Here is a 14,686-nt window from a genome sequence, read left to right on the forward strand (position 1 = left end):
CGTTCCTTTCTAATCGGTTCACGATTCGTTATTGATTGACCGCGAGCTTCATGCTCTCGGTCGAAGCGAGATAATCGAGTGCGACCTCGCCGATATCCAGCGTGAGATTGGCAATCACATGCCGCGCGCCGACCACCCGCTTCACCGGCAGATCGGCGACCGGCGCCAGCGCGTGCGGATGCAGTTCGAGCGCGGCGGGACCCGACCACGCGCCCAGCACGCTCACGTCGCGCAGATAGAAGCGCACGAGCTCGCAGACGCGCGGCGAACCGTCGACGTGCGGAATCACTTTCAACAGGTAATTCGGTGTGTCCGCCAGCTTCTTGCATTCAGCCTCGATATCGAGCGCCACATGCTTGAAGCCCATCGTGCCGGTGGCGATACGCTGGGTACCGTAGTCGAGCGTGCCGAGCAGCGTGTCGTTACCGTCGACGCCCAGGGTGGGTTTAGCCAGTTTCTTCGGAAAGCCCCATATTTCGCGGCCCCCGGCAATCGGACCTTCGTCATCGAGGTACATCGAATGCGTGTAGTTGCCAAGGCGCCCTTGCTGGTCGCGCACCGAGATAACCTGACCGCTCTCGGTGTAATTACCGAAGCCCGACGAGTCAGGCATGCGAATGAATTCGTAATGCACGAGATCGTTTTCCGGATGCAACGGCTCCGGCACGATGGCGCGCAGCGCATCGAAATCGGTCTCGTAGGAAATGATGAAGTATTCCCGGTTGATAAAGCGGTACGGCGGCCGGGGATACGCGGGATTGTGAACGGGCATCGCAAAGGCGTCTTTGCGGATCGAAGCGAGATTCATGAGACTCCTTGATGACTGGCTGCCCATGCAGCGCCGCAGCAATGGTAGAGGCAATGCGCGCGCAGGAGGAGCCGTCATTTATCAATAGACCGTTAACCAAACTGCAACGCTGCGGCTGGAACCTCGCGACGGGTCAGGGTGTCGAACCCGCTACCGGCATGGCCAATAAAATCATGGCGACCTCGGCGGAATCGTTTCTCAATGCGCGTGTTTCACCTGGCGCGAGACGGCACGAGTCGTAGCGGTACAGCGTTGTTTCGTGGTCCCCGGTGCTGACCACGACCTCGCCTCGCAGCACCACGTAGTGCTTCTCCAGCGGCGACGCCGCCAGCGACGTGTGCCCCCCGGGCTCGATCGTCGAGACCCCCATCCACAATGCGTCGGCAGGGCCGGCCTCGTGCCCCTGAAGCCGCACACAACGCATCTGATAGTGATGCGCGGGCAGGTACTCGGGGGCTTCGTTAAATCGCGTTACGTTCATGGCTTAGGCAAGACTCAGAAGTGCAGGACAACCGGTTTGGAGAACAGGTAGCGCTGCGCGAGCGCCACATAACGGTCCGCCGATGTGACCATTCCTGCGCGTTCCTGCTCGGTGAGCGGGCGCAGAAGTTTGGCCGGATTACCCGCCCACAACTCCCCGGCTCCGACCACTTTCCCAGGTGTCAGCACCGCGCCCGCCGCCAGCATGCCGCCGGTGCGCACCACCGCGTTATCGAGAACGCGGGCGCCGAAGCCGACGAAGGCGAGGTCCTCGATGGTGCAGGCGTGCAGAATCGCGCCATGTCCCACAGTGACCTGACTGCCAATCAGCGTCGGCGATCCATGGGTCGTGCCATGCAGGATCGAACCGTCCTGGATGTTGCTTCGCGCGCCGACCACAATGCGTTGCACGTCACCGCGCAAAACGCAGTTGAACCAGATCGACGCGTGCTCGCCAATCTTCACGTCGCCGATAATCGACGTTCCATGAGCGACGAATACGGTTCGGTGTACCGACGGTGTCCCGAACTGCCGGGCATCCTGATCCTCGCTCATTTCACCAACCCCAGTTGCTCGCGCGCTTCGCGTGCGGTCGCAATCTCACCGCCGAGCGACAATACGATGTCCCGCGCACGGGCCACCAGCACCGCATTGGTTTCGGCCAGCACACCTTTGGAGAGATAGATATTGTCTTCGAGGCCGACCCGCACATGACCACCCGCGAGCCACGCCTGGGCAACGATGGGAAACTCGGTGCGGCCAATGCCGAAAGCCGACCACGCCGCGCCCGGCGGGAGAAAATTGCGGGCGTAGAACAGCGTTTCGGGCGTCGCGGCGAAGCCATACTTCACGCCCAGGACGAACGTCCAGAGTCCAGGCCCGTCGAGCACGCCTTCCTTGATCAGATCCAGTGCGAGGTGCAAGTCGCCGGAATCGAAGATCTCGAGCTCCGGCTTGACGCCTGCTTCACGTATCACACTAGCCATGCGGCGAACGTTCTTCGGGGTGTTGATCACCACGTCGCCGCCTGAATTCATCGTATTCAGGTCGAGGCTGCAGATATCGGGTTTCAGCGCCGCGATGTGTTCGACGCGTCGTTCCGGCGGCAGCAGTGTGGTGCCGGGCGCCGCCACCTTGGGATCGTCGTCGCTCGGAATGAAGCGTCCTCCGGGGCCTGTGGTCAGATTGATGATCAGTTCGGGATCGACGGCACGGATGCGCTCGATCACCTGCCGGTACAGATCGATCTCCATCGACGGCCGGCCGGTTTGCGGATCGCGCACATGAATATGAACGACCGCGGCGCCGGCCTGGGCGGCTTCCAGCGCCGAGGTCGCAATCTGCTGCGGCGTAATCGGCAGTCCTGGATGCTGCTCCGGCTTCGTCAGGTTGCCGGTCACCGCACAGGTGATGATGGTTTTGCGTACATGCATGAGAGGTCTCGCTTAAGCTCAGTTCAGTTCAGACGGCGGCCGCCGTCGACCACGATCGTGACGCCGGTGCTGAATGTCAAATGGGTGGCGCATGCTTCGACGGCTGCGGCGATATCGTCAGGAGTCCCAATGCGTCCGAGCGGCGTCGTCGCGGCAACCTTGTCGTTGAAATCCGCGCCCCGCCCGGGCACAAAGCTCGTGTCGACCACACCCGGCGAAACGTTCAAAACCCGGATGCGCGGAGCCAGCGCCCGCGCCAGCGAGGCCGCCATCACATCGAGCCCGGCCTTCGCCGCGCAGTAGGCAATGTTGCTGCCCACACCCGTGCTGGCGGAAATCGACGACACGTTCACCACCAGACCGTCGCCGGACTCGTCGAGCAGCGGGCGAAAGGCACGGATGGCCGCAAACTGCGCGCGCCAGTTGACCTTCATGATTTCGTCGATGAGCTCGTCGGTGAGCGCGTCGAGGTCGCCATGTTTGACCGGCTTGGTAAACCCGGCGGTATTCACGAGGATGTCGGCGCGCCCCAACTGCGCCTTGACGCAACTGGCGAGAGCGGCGAGCGATGCGCTGTCCGTAAGCGACGCCACCGCGGCCAGATGACCGCTTCCCGGCAATGCATCGACCACCCGCTGCGCCTTTTCGACACCCGACTGGCCGGTGACGACGACAGTGGCGCCTGCATGGGCAAGCCGGGTCGCCGTAGCGGCGCCGATGCCGCCCGTGCCGCCCAGAATGACGGCTACTTTTCCTTCGAGATCCTTGGACACTTGAGTCTCCGTGTTACTTGATGGGGGGCGTCGGGTACGTCGGCGTACCTTCGGCCAGCACAAATTCGTATCCGAGCGTGTAGTACGGCCCGGTCACGTCCGCGTCAGGCGCCTTGCCGTCCTCATGCAGTTCGAATCGGCCGACCAGATCGCGGATCACGCCGAACACGACATCCGAGCCGAGATAGCCCGAGTCGTCGGCAAAAACCTGACTGACCAGCGTCTCGTACCCTTCAGCGATGACGAGGAAGTGAATATGAGCAGGTCGATACGGATGCCGGTGCTGCTTCTCCAGCAACCCACCCACCGGACCGTGCGTGGGAATCGGATAGCCGGCGGGTCTGACCGAACGAAAGCGGAAGTAGCCCTCGGCATCCGTCCGGAAGCGGCCGCGCAGATTCATGTCGGGCTGGTCCGGGTCCTGGTTTTCATAAAGCCCCACCGGCGATGCTTGCCACACATCCACCATGGCATTCGCGACCGGCCGCCGTGCCCGATCGACCACGCGGCCACGCACGAACAGCGGCGCGCCGGGCGAACCGTCGGCCACAATGCATTCGCCGTTGCGGTATTCAGGGGAATGGCCGCGATAGAACGGACCGAGCAATGCGCCGGGCGTGCGGTCGGTCTTGTCGATGGTATTGAGCAGTGTGACCAGCGTCGAAAAACCCAGCACGTCCGCGCACAACACCACCTCGTTGTGATCGTCTGTCGTGGCCTGACCAATGGCCTTGACAAACTCGATGCCCTGCTCAAACTCCTGGTCGGTCAATCTGACTTCGCGGAAAAACGCGTGGGCGTGTCGCACGAGTGCATCGACAATCTGTTTGAGCCGGACATCGTCGGTTCGGCTCATGGCAGCCTGCACCACTTCGGTAATCGAATCCGCATCGTCCACGATACTGTCCAGATGAGATAAATCAGTCATACGAGTCTCCTAGATGCCCAGCCATCGGAGGTGCGAACGCATTGCGCTAGCCTCACGACGGCGTTGATAAAGCACTTGAATGAGCCCCGGCGAATTTCGCGAGGCCATGTCTGGATGCTAGCCACCCGGGGAACGCGCGGCGGACAACCGCTTTCGAGTTTCGGCCATCCCAGGGTTTCCTCGAGTCCATCTGAGCGCTTACGACGCCGGGTTGTGACCCGCATCCGGTGTCTTCGCCATAGACGAGGAGGCACCCCAGCCGCCTCCCAACGCCTTGATGAGAAACACGCTCTGGGCCAGTTGCTCGCCACGGATGGTGGTGTTCAATCGCCGCTGCGTCAGCAACGCCTGCTGGGCGTCGATCACGTCGAGGTAGTTGGCAAGTCCATCCTGATAGCGCTCCGTCGCGATCGACAACACGTGATCCGCGCTACGGGTGGCCGCAACCGACTCGTCAGCCGCCTTGCCCAGATAGCTCATGCTCGACATGCCATCCTGAACTTCCTGAAAGGCCTTCAGGACGGTGGCCGAATAGTCGTCGACCGACGCCCGATACCCTGCTTCGGCGAAGCGGTTCATGGCGACAATCTTGCCGCCTTCAAACACGTTCTCGAAGGCCGATCCGCCCAACGACCACAGCAGGCTCGACGCGGTAAACAGCGACCCGCCGGCGACGGACTCGAATGCGACAGACGGGCTCAGCACGATGTTCGGGTAGTAGGCGCTGCGGGCCACGCCAATCCTGGCATTCGCCGCGGCCACGGCGCGTTCCGCTGCGGCGATGTCCGGACGCCGCTGCAGCAACCCGGAAGGAATGCCGACGGGTACGGCTGGAATGCGGGTCGGCATAGCGCCCGCCGCCAACTGGAAGTCGGGGGCGGGCGTGCCCGTCAACGTCGCGAGTGCATGTTCTGCGCGCGCCCTTTGCTCGGCGAGCAATTCGCGTTGCGTCGTCGTTGCCGCCAGTTCGGCTTGTTGCTGCGACAAGTCAAGACCCGATGCATCGCCATCGCGATACCGGCTGGCAACGAATTTGAGCGCCGCCTGCTCGTAGGTCACCATCGAATCCACCACGGCGGTCTCTTCGTCCAGTTCGCGGACATTGAAATAGGTCGTGGCCACCTCTGCGGCAATCACCAGCTCCATATTCTGGAAATCCGCTTTTGACTGCTCGCTGTCGGCTTTCGACGCCTCAACTTCGCGTCGTACCCGGCCAAACAGATCGACTTCATAGCTCGCCTGAATGCCAACCTGGATATCGTTCTGAACGATTGAGGTATTGGGAATGGCGTAGCTCTGCAGCGGCCGGTTCCCGGAAATCCGCGAGCGCGATGCCGCGGCCCCCAGACCGACAGACGGCATCTCCGCCGATTTGACCTCGCCCAGTTCAGCCTCCGATTGCGTGTAGTGCTCGAAGGCCGCCTTCAGCGTCGGATTGGCTCCAGCGGCCTTCTGTTCCAGGCCATCGAGCGCGGGATCGTTGAAGAGCGTCCACCAGTCTCCCCTGAGCGCGTCGTCCTGAGGTTGGGCGGTCTGCCACGGCGCCTCCGGGTGCCACCCTGCAGGCGTGGCGACGACAGGTTTGACATAGTTGGGACCCATGGCGCAGCCCATGCATGCACTGACCAATGCCAGCGACACCGCGTGTTTGACAGAGCGTTTCATAGCGGCACCCTTAGCGGACGGAGACATGCTGGCCATCCTCGAGCGAGTCGGGCGGATTGAGTACCAGACGGTCCGTGGCATTCACACCCTGGGTAATCTGCAGCGTGGTGCCGTAGTCTTCTCCGACCGTCACGGGTTTCAGATGAACCTGACCATTGGGATCAATCACCGCCACGCGCAGGCCTTCGGCGCGGAACAGCAACGTATTGGCCGGGATCACAACTGCATCGCTCGACGGCAGATCCAGTTGCACGTCGGCGTACGCGCCAGGCTTCAGCACGCCGTCCGGGTTGGGCAGATCGACCTCGATCTGCATCGAGCGAGTCACGGTATCGATCGCGTCGGCGGTACGCACAACGGTGCCGTAGAAGTTCTTGCCGGGAAGTTCGTTGAGCGTGACGCGCACCCTATCGCCGTTCTTGACCCGCTGCGAATAGGCCTCGGGCACGTACACATAGGTTTTCAGCACGTCCGTTTTGGCCAGCATGAACAGTTCCTTGCCTGCCCCTTCTGAGCCTGCGTCGACCAATGCCCCTATGTCGATGTTGCGTCGCGTGATCACGCCGGCGAACGGGGCCACGATGCTCTTGAAGCGCTCGAGCTCCTGGAGCCGGCCGACCTCCGCATTCGCAGCGTCGAGATCGGCCTGGCTTTGAGTGAGTGCGCTCTGCCGTTCGTCGAGCTCCTCCTGCGACACCGCGTCGTCCGAGCGCAACTTCTGCCAGCGCTTCGCCGAGATGCCCGCGAGATCGAGACGGGCCTTGACCTGCTCACGCGTGGCTTCGGCCGCACTCAGTTCCCGGTCGATCTCAGGCGTGTCCACGGTCGCCAGCAGATCCCCTTGCTTGACCGTATCGCCGATGTCCTTGTACCAATGCGCGATATACCCTGTGCTTCTGGCATAAATCGGCGATTCCGTCACGCCCATGAGTGTGCCCGGCAGCTTGACCGTCTGATCGGCGGGCCCGGCTTTGGGCTTGACCGCCGTCACGTATTGTTGCGCGCTCTCGCTAGCTGTCTTCTCGAGTGCATTGGCGTGCGCCGAACGATCCCAGATTGCTCTCGCCCCTAGCACTGCAAACGCAATAACCACCATCACTGCAATTTTTGAGGCCCGCTTGACGGCCGTCGAATCGGCCTTGCCTGATTCAGCATCACGACTGGATGCCGGTACAACAGAATCGTGGGAACTGGACATGGTTATTCTCCAAGCGCCGGAGCTTCGGCAATGTGTTGAGGACGCTTCCTGTGCAGGAGCGCAAAGACAGAAGGAACGAATAGCAGGGTCGAGAACGTCGCGAACAGCAGGCCGCCAATCACGGCACGTCCCAGAGGTGCGTTCTGCTCGCCACCATCGCCCATCCCGAGCGCCATCGGAATCATCCCGATGATCATGGCAAGCGCGGTCATCAGAACCGGGCGAATCCGCGTTGCACCCGCTTCGTATGCGGCCGTCAGCGCATCGCAACCTGCAGCCATGCGTTCGCGTGCAAACGAGACGAGCAGGATGCTGTTGGCGGTCGCCACCCCCATGGTCATGATGGCTCCCATCAATGCGGGGACGCTCAGCGTGGTCTCAGTGAAGAACAGCATCCATGCGATACCGGCCAGTGCAGCGGGCAGCGCGGTAATGATGATGAAGGCGTCGACCCAGGTCTGAAAGTTGATCACGATGAGCAGATAGACGAGCAGGATCGCCATGACCAGTCCCACGCCAAGCGCGAGGAACGACGAGTTCATGGTCTGCACCTGGCCACGCAGCGTGACCCGGGCGCCGCGCGGCAACGTGGGCTGAACCTGTTTGATCAATGTCTGGATCTGGCCGCTGACTGAGCCCAGATCCCGTCCGTCGACGTCCGCGTAGATGTCGACTGTCGGCATGATGTTGTAATGCGTCACGACGGCAGGCTGGATCTCCGGCTTGACCTGCACCAGATTGCCGAGCAATTGGGACGGATACCCCGAGCCGACGTGCGCCACCGGTGTGCGCAGCAGGTCATCCAGCGTGTTGATGCGATATTGCGGCGACTGCACGGCGACGTTGTAGACCACCCCGTTCTTGCTCAACCAGAACGACGGCGAGGTCTGGAAGCTGCCGCTGAGGGAATCGAGCATGTTCTCGGCGACGTCGGTCGCGTTGAGTCCGACCTGCTGGATTTCGGTGCGGTTCATGCGCAAGCCGAGACCGGGGTTGTTGTCCAGCTGATAGACGTGAACGTCGACCGCCCCGGGAATCTTGCGCATCTGATAGGACAGGTTATTGGCAATACTGCGCAATTTCTCCGGGTCGTTGCCGGCAAACTGAACGTCGATTGCTGCAGGCGAGCCGAAGTTGAGAATCTGCGTCACCATGTCGGCCGGCTGAAAGAAGAACTCGGCGCCGGGATACTTTTTGGCCAGCTCGGTCCGCAAGGTTCGAACGTAGTCGCGCGTGTTGCCGTGTTTGCCTTCTTTCAGGGCAATCAGAATTTCAGCATCCGAATTGCCGATCGTGCCACCGTTGCTGTATGCCAGATTGATCCCGCTGACCGGCAAGCCGATGTTGTCCAGGATCGTGTCGAGATCGCCGGCGGGAATAACCTGACGGATGGTCCCTTCGACTTCGTCAGCAAGCCTGGCTGTCTCCTCGATACGCATGCCCGTGGGACCGCGCATGTGCAAGCGGATCTGACCGGAGTCGACGCTCGGGAAAAAATCGCGCCCCAAGGTCAGGAACAGCCCACAAGAGGCGATACAGATACCGAGGAAGATCGAGACAAAAAGCGTACGGTTGGACAACACCACCTCAAGCACCTCGACATAACCGGCACGCAGGCGCTCGAAGCCCGCTTCGAAGCGGCCCTGCACCCGGTGGAACAGGTTAGGCGTGGGATTGGCGGCGTGGTGCGATACGTTGGCCATCAGATACTTGACCAGCGTCGGCACGAGCGTTCGTGAGAGCACGTAGGAGGCGATCATCGCGAACACGACTGCCTCGGCCAGCGGCACGAAGAGGAACTTCGCGACGCCGCTCAGAAAGAACATCGGCACGAAAACGATACAGATACACAGTGTCGAAACAAGCGCCGGTACCGCGATCTCGCCCGCACCCGTCAGGATGGCGTCTTCGAGCGGTGTGCCGAGATGCAGGTGACGCTCGATGTTTTCGATCGTCACGGTCGCATCGTCGACGAGAATACCCACCGCCAGCGCCAGGCCGCCGAGCGTCATCAGGTTGATGGTCTGTCCACAGATGCTGAGCATGATGATGGACGACAGTATCGACAATGGAATCGACACGGCAATGATGACCGTGCTGCGCCAACTCCCGAGGAACATCAGGATCATGGCGGCGGTCAGCGCGGCGGCAATCGCCGCTTCGCGGATCACGCCTGTAATCGCACTTTTGACGAACACGGACTGGTCGAAGAGCGGCGTGATGCGCAGATCCTTCGGCAGGGAAGCGGCCGCCAACGGCAACATCTTTCTGAGGTCGCTGACGATCTGCAGTGTCGACGAACCGCCATTCTTCAGGATCGGCTGAAGCACGCCGCGGTGTCCATCCTGGCGAACCACGCTGGTTTGCGGCGAGAAGCCGTCCCGTACGTGAGCCACTTCGCTGAGGTAAGTGGTCGAGCCGTTCTTCGTGCTAACCGGAATGGCGTTCAACTCGGAAATGGCCTCGGGCGCCCCATTCACGTCAACCTGGTATTCGGTGGCGCCGAGCTTCGCCGTTCCCGACGGCAGGATCAGGTTCTGTGCAGTCACGGCGTTCACGACGTCGGTCGGTGTCATGCCCTTCGCCAGCAAGGCCTGCGTATCGAGGTCGACCGCGATGACGCGCGATTTCCCACCATATGGATACGGGACCGCCGTTCCAGGAATGGTCACGAGCTGAGGCCGCAGGAAGTTCATCCCGAGGTCGTTCAACTGCTGTTCCGACAGCGTGTCGCTGGACAAGCCCAACTGGATGATCGGTACGCTCGACGCCGAATATTTGATGACGAGCGGCGCGGTAATGCCGGGCGGCAATACGCGCAGCGTCTGCTGCACATTGGCGACAGCCTGAGCCACGGCCATTGGTACGCTGGCGCCAGGGCGCAGATAAAGCTTGATCACGCCCACGCCGGCGAGCGACGACGACTCGATGTGGTCGATGTCGTTGACCGTGGTGGTGAGGCTGCGCTCACTGACGGTCACGATTCGCTGCGCCATATCGGTCGCATCGAGTCCGTTGTAACTCCAGATGATGCTGACAACAGGTATGTCGATTTCCGGAAAAATATCCGTAGGCATCCGCAGCAGCACGAATGGTGTAGCTAACAGAATGAGGATGGCCGCGACGATAAATGTCAGCGGCCTCCGTAGTGCGATATTGACGATCCACATGGCATCCGGTCACTTGAAAAGAGGTTGAATCAGCGACCGGAGTGTATTTGGCGTACCAGGAGGCGTTCGGACAAACACTTCTGTATCTCGGCCACGCAGGCGCGTCGACGTCGCGCCTGGAACGCGCCGCCCCCGGCAAAAGCCCATGTTCAGGCACTCTTACGGCAAACCCACTGATAGTTATCCGAAGCGACAACAATCACTTTCCGTCCGGAGCATGTGTGGCGACAGGCCAGCCCCTTTAGACTCGCGCTGCTGTTGACGTGGTCTCTTCGACCGTGGATGGATAACCAGGCAGGTGGCGATGAAACGAAGGTTCAAAGATGCGGAGTCCGGGCGCAGACGCGCAGCGGGACCCTACGCGATGGTCGATCAGGTCGATCCGCTCACGCCGGCAAACCGCGCGATTCTATGGACCGCAAACGGAGATATCATAGCCACTCTGAATGCAGCAGTTTCACCACAAGCATCACTTCGGAAACCGCCATGGGCAAAGATACTTCAGGCAATCCCCACGATCTGTCGTCAGGTGGCAGCCGCTACCATCAGGTGTATCCCACGCTCGGCGAGAAGCAACTGGCGATCCTGGAAGGATACGGCGAGCGGCGCAAGCTGAAGGCCAACGACATCCTCTATTCCGAAGGCGACCGCCACACCGGCATGTTCGCCATTCTCTCCGGCACGATCGAGGCGATCCGGGCGTCGGTTCAGGGCCCCCAATTGCTGGGCACCCACGGGCCCGGCAGTTTCACCGGCGAGGTCGCCACGCTCGCCGGCCGGGCTGCGGTCGCAACGACACGCGCCCTCACCGACTGCGAGGTCATCGTCATCGACGAGGAATCGCTCCGCGCGCTCGTGATCGCCGAAGCCGAACTCAGCGAAACGATCATGCGCGCCTATATCCTGCGCCGGGTCGCTTTCATCCAGGGTCAACATGTGAGCATGGTGGTGATTGGAAGTACGTCCTCGGGCGCTACGCTACGCCTGCGTCACTTCCTCAGCCGCAACGCGCAGCCCTCGGCCTACTTCGATATCGTCCAACACCCCGAGGCCAAAGACCTCCTGACGCACTACGGCGCAACGGAAGCCGACATTCCAGTGGTGATCACCTTGCAAGGGGCCGTGCTGAAGCAACCCGGCCACCGAGCCGTCGCGGATGCAATCGGCCTGAGTCCGGACCGGCTCAATGGCGAGCACTTCGACCTCGTGGTGGTGGGCGCAGGACCCGCGGGACTCGCGGCCGCAGTGTATGCGGCCTCGGAAGGATTGAAGGTGGCGGTACTGGACGCCAAAGCGCCGGGAGGCCAGGCCGGCACCAGTTCGAAGATCGAGAATTACTTTGGTTTTCCGACCGGCATCTCGGGGCAGGCGTTGGCTGGCCGCGGCCTGTCGCAATGCCGCAAGTTCGGCGCCGAAGTCGGCGTGCCGATTGAAGCGCTGACCATCGACTGTACGGATTCTCAATCGTTTCACATTGGCCTCAGTCAGGATGAGTCCGTTTACGCCCGTGCGGTCGTGATTGCCACGGGTGCGCGCTATCGAAAGCCGAACCTTGCGCGTCTTGAGCATTTCGAGGGCCGCGGCGTCTACTACAGCGCGACCTTCATGGAGGGCGCATTCTGCAGCAACGAAGAGTTGATCGTAGTGGGCGGCGGCAACTCGGCGGGACAGGCTGCGGTATTTCTCGCGAGGTTCGCGCGTCATGTCCACGTCGTGATTCGCGGCGACGGACTCAGCGCCAGCATGTCGGCTTATCTGATCAGACGAATCAATGCGGCAGCCAATATCACGCTGCATACGAAGACACAGGTCGTCGAGCTATGCGGCGAATCGAAACTTGAGGCGATACGTTGGGACCGGCAAGGGCAGATCGAACAAAAGCCTATTCGGCACGTGTTTCTCTTTCTCGGGGCCGAGCCCAACACCCGTTGGCTTGGCGATTGTGTGGTGCTCGACAAGGACGGTTTTGTGCTGACAGGTGCCGATACCGGCGATGCGTGGACTGCGGAGCGGCCGCCGCACGATCTCGAGACGAGCCGGCCCGGCATCTTTTCAGCCGGCGATGCGCGCAGCGGCTCCGTCAAGCGCGTGGCGGCGGCGGTCGGCGAGGGGGCGGCGGCCATTCAGGCGGTACATCAGTATCTCGCTCGCGGCGGGTAAGATCCGTCGGCGTTGTTTCGCTTGCCATGCGCCTGCCGCGTTGCACCGTGTCTTCACAACCGCCGCTAACCCGGCTCATCCCTTACTGACACCAACTCATGCTATCGACCTCCAGCGCTGCATTGTTGACGTTAGGTATTGTGATCCTGCTGATCATGCCAGGGCCCACCAACACCTTGTTCGCGACTGCCGGCCTGCAGCGCGGCGTGCGGCGCTCGGCTCATCTGATTGGCGCCGAATTTGCCGGCTACTTCGTGTCGATTACCGTGCTGGGATGCTTTCTCTCGCATGCGGCGACATCGCTCACCTGGATACCCGCGCTATTGCGCATTGCAAGCAGTCTGTACCTGGCAGTCCTCGCGGTTCGGATGTGGCAAACCGCGAGCGAGTTTCCTGCGTCCACGCAAAAGGCGATCGGCCTGCGCACGCTGTTCGTCGCCACGCTGCTCAATCCGAAAGCCATCCTGTTCGCCGGCACGATCTTTCCCGCGATTGCGTTCGAGCGTTTGCCCGCTTATCTTGAGGCGATGGGCATCTTTACCGCCGCACTGATCCCAACCGGGCTGGCATGGATCGCCTTTGGCGCGGCGCTCGGCAGCGGCCGGCTGATGCGGATCAGTCCGGTCCACCTGCAGCGCTGTGCGTCGATCATTCTGGCTGCCTTTTCGCTGTCGCTGGCGTGGACGGTGTTGCGCCAGGTGGGTCAATTCCGCGTATAGCGTACGCACCGGCAATCGCAACGCCTCACTTCACAAAAGCGACGCTGACCGCGGTCGGTATGTCGGCCGCCTCGCCACTGTCCGCCACCATGCCCGATTCAGGATCGATACTGAATGCGTTGACTGTCCCGCTCTGCTGGTTCGCGACCAGCAGCCATCTGCCCGACGGATCGATGGCAAATCCCCACGGCTTCACACCGCCTGCAGACGTTCGCTGAACCAGAGACAGCTCACCCGAATCGGGGCTAATGCGATACACCACGAGTGCATTTTGTCCGCGATTTTCCACATAAACAAAACGTCCATCACGACTGAGCGCCAATTCGGCACCGCTCCTCACACCCTGAAACTCTTCGGTGCTGGTCGGCACGGATTGCACTAACGTCAAATGCCCTTCCGAGGCATCCCAGTGCAGGACCATGATCTCCGCGCTCAGTTCGGTCAGCACATACGCGAACTGGCCGTTCCGACCAAATGCGATACGACGAGGGCCGCTGCCGGGCGGCGTAACGAAGGACTGCGGATTGACCTCGTTGCCCGCTGTCACCGCGTGACTTGCGCGGTCAAAGCCATATACGAACACGCGGTCAGCACCCAGATCGGGGACGAGTGCGTATTGACCTGAGGGATCGATCACAGCGCTGTGCGCATGGGCACTTGCCTGCCGCCGGTTCGGTCCGGAACCGGTCTCCTGAATCGTGGAGACGAGTGAACCCAGACTGCCGTCGCGATTGACTGCGATGCTCGATACGGAGCCACTGGCGTAGTTGGCGTCGAGCAAGGTCATCGAGGGGATGTCCCAGCCCAGGTACGTGCTGCCGGCGCCGCCCGTGGCGACCGCGTTCACCTTGGTCAGCGAACCGGTCTCGCGATCCACGGCATAAGCCGTGACGCTTCCTTCGTGGGTGTTGTCGTCGTCGACCGCATAAAGCATCGGCAAATGCGGATGCGCGGCCACCCATGTGGATTTCGGCCCCTCCGCAACAGCGCCGATCGCCGTCAGTTTGCCGGTGGATGTGTCGAGGCGCAGCGCGTCGATCTGACCTTTCTGCGTCCCCACGTAGACCAGTTCCATTTGTGCACTTTCCGGCGGCGTCGCGGCATTGCCGCGCGCGCTGTGCATACCGGCCAGCAACGTAAGCAGGCTGGCTGCCGCCATCGCTCCGTACCGCGTCAATGCATTTCTCTGGAGGGGCAGCTGTGTCATTGTTGGTAGCTGTGCAATCTCGGCAAGGCGAGCGACACATTCAGCATGCGTGAGCGGGGTGAACGGGTTGGCTAAGGGTATTCGATTCACACGCGCGCGTCCCTGCACAAAAGTGGGATTCGCTGGTACTTTTTGAGCCGCTCCG

12 protein-coding genes are annotated in these 14,686 nt (G+C 61.6%); 2 read left to right on the forward strand and 10 right to left on the reverse strand.

Features of this window, described 5'->3' with window-relative positions:
• Positions 1-28: 28 nt before the first annotated feature.
• From BUS12_RS16780 to BUS12_RS16820, 9 genes are all read right to left on the reverse strand, one after another.
• A complete protein-coding gene (locus tag BUS12_RS16780) occupies positions 29-808 on the reverse strand; it encodes an acetoacetate decarboxylase (RefSeq protein WP_074296769.1) in 780 nt (259 codons plus the stop codon).
• Between the two features lie 133 nt (positions 809-941).
• Positions 942-1,289 carry a cupin domain-containing protein gene (locus BUS12_RS16785; RefSeq protein ID WP_074296771.1) on the reverse strand — a complete coding sequence of 116 codons (348 nt, stop codon included), beginning with the start codon at positions 1,287-1,289 and terminating at the stop codon, positions 942-944.
• 14 nt (positions 1,290-1,303) lie between these two features.
• The gene (locus BUS12_RS16790; RefSeq protein ID WP_074296773.1) at positions 1,304-1,843 is read right to left on the reverse strand and encodes a gamma carbonic anhydrase family protein; all 540 of its coding nucleotides are present in this window, start codon (positions 1,841-1,843) and stop codon (positions 1,304-1,306) included.
• On the reverse strand, positions 1,840-2,721 hold the full coding sequence (locus BUS12_RS16795) for a beta-keto acid cleavage family enzyme (RefSeq protein WP_074296775.1): 882 nt from the start codon (positions 2,719-2,721) through the stop codon (positions 1,840-1,842). Before BUS12_RS16795 ends, BUS12_RS16790 begins: the two co-directional genes overlap by 4 nt.
• A 23-nt stretch (positions 2,722-2,744) precedes the next feature.
• Positions 2,745-3,494 carry an SDR family NAD(P)-dependent oxidoreductase gene (locus BUS12_RS16800; RefSeq protein WP_074296777.1) on the reverse strand — a complete coding sequence of 250 codons (750 nt, stop codon included), beginning with the start codon at positions 3,492-3,494 and terminating at the stop codon, positions 2,745-2,747.
• A 13-nt stretch (positions 3,495-3,507) separates the two neighbouring features.
• On the reverse strand, positions 3,508-4,422 hold the full coding sequence (locus tag BUS12_RS16805; protein WP_074296779.1) for a dioxygenase family protein: 915 nt from the start codon (positions 4,420-4,422) through the stop codon (positions 3,508-3,510).
• Between the two features lie 198 nt (positions 4,423-4,620).
• Positions 4,621-6,087: an efflux transporter outer membrane subunit gene (locus BUS12_RS16810; RefSeq protein WP_074296781.1), complete on the reverse strand. Its 1,467-nt coding sequence runs from the start codon at positions 6,085-6,087 to the stop codon at positions 4,621-4,623.
• A gap of 10 nt (positions 6,088-6,097) precedes the next feature.
• Positions 6,098-7,285 carry an efflux RND transporter periplasmic adaptor subunit gene (locus tag BUS12_RS16815; RefSeq protein ID WP_074296784.1) on the reverse strand — a complete coding sequence of 396 codons (1,188 nt, stop codon included), beginning with the start codon at positions 7,283-7,285 and terminating at the stop codon, positions 6,098-6,100.
• A gap of 2 nt (positions 7,286-7,287) precedes the next feature.
• Entirely contained in the window at positions 7,288-10,455 is a 3,168-nt protein-coding gene (locus BUS12_RS16820) for an efflux RND transporter permease subunit (protein ID WP_074296786.1), read from the reverse strand.
• Between the two features lie 486 nt (positions 10,456-10,941).
• Between BUS12_RS16820 and BUS12_RS16825 the strand changes: the two genes are divergently transcribed.
• Positions 10,942-12,615: an FAD-dependent oxidoreductase gene (locus BUS12_RS16825; protein WP_074296788.1), complete on the forward strand. Its 1,674-nt coding sequence runs from the start codon at positions 10,942-10,944 to the stop codon at positions 12,613-12,615.
• Between the two features lie 98 nt (positions 12,616-12,713).
• A complete protein-coding gene (locus BUS12_RS16830) occupies positions 12,714-13,334 on the forward strand; it encodes a LysE family translocator (protein WP_074296790.1) in 621 nt (206 codons plus the stop codon).
• Between the two features lie 25 nt (positions 13,335-13,359).
• Here the strand turns inward: BUS12_RS16830 and BUS12_RS16835 are convergent, their stop codons facing one another.
• The gene (locus tag BUS12_RS16835; RefSeq protein WP_253190097.1) at positions 13,360-14,631 is read right to left on the reverse strand and encodes a lactonase family protein; all 1,272 of its coding nucleotides are present in this window, start codon (positions 14,629-14,631) and stop codon (positions 13,360-13,362) included.
• Between the last annotated feature and the right edge of the window lie 55 nt (positions 14,632-14,686).

It is taken from the genome of Paraburkholderia phenazinium (assembly GCF_900142845.1).
In the GTDB taxonomy this organism is placed as follows: Bacteria; Pseudomonadota; Gammaproteobacteria; order Burkholderiales; family Burkholderiaceae; genus Paraburkholderia; species Paraburkholderia phenazinium_A.